Genomic DNA, 611 nt, shown 5'->3' with positions numbered 1-611 from the left:
TTCTCCGCACTTGGGGCCGGTTGGTGGCTCGATCAGGAAACGCTTTCCTCTCTCATTCCGGATGCCACCGAGGAAGAGGTCGAACGGCCGAACTTCACCTTCGAGCAGGTTCCGATCGGGGAAAACATCGTTGCCCTGTTAGATCGGGCTGCAACCGTTGGCTTGCCCGTGCAGGCCGGAGTGATTGACCCGGCGCTGTTCACCATGGAGCGCATGACGCTTTCCAATGTGACCTTCCTGCAGGCGCTGGTGGAACTTCTCAAGCGCTGCCCGGACGCCTTCGCTTGGTGGGATTACACGACCAACCCGCCAAGCCTGAACGTCGCCCGACGCGCCACTGCTGAAGTGCTTTCGCTCGATCTGGACACCGACCACTTCGTCAATGACATCAGCCTGAAGCGCCGAACCGTGCTCAAGGCCGCTGCCGCCACGGTCCACTTTGCGGAACGCCTGCCGAGTGGTGGCATCATGCTGAATGAAGACGACAGCGAGAAAACACGCGCGAGTCTAACAACAGCCATGGGAGGAACCAACAAGGACATCGTTCTAACCGCCCGCAGGCCCGGCAGCGTCGGCAATGACATCACCTTCGCCATTCACGAAGACACCTT

At 59.9% G+C, this 611-nt stretch carries 1 protein-coding gene; it reads left to right on the top strand.

The window, feature by feature from the left end; genetic code table 11:
• The coding region (locus tag JIN85_RS20840; RefSeq protein WP_200274477.1) for a hypothetical protein at positions 1–611 on the top strand (611 nt) is incomplete at both ends.

The organism is Luteolibacter pohnpeiensis, assembly GCF_016595435.1.
Taxonomy (GTDB): domain Bacteria; phylum Verrucomicrobiota; class Verrucomicrobiia; order Verrucomicrobiales; family Akkermansiaceae; genus Luteolibacter; species Luteolibacter pohnpeiensis.
The sequence above is the reverse complement of the archived record's forward strand: the minus strand, read 5'-3'. Positions and strand labels throughout refer to the sequence as shown.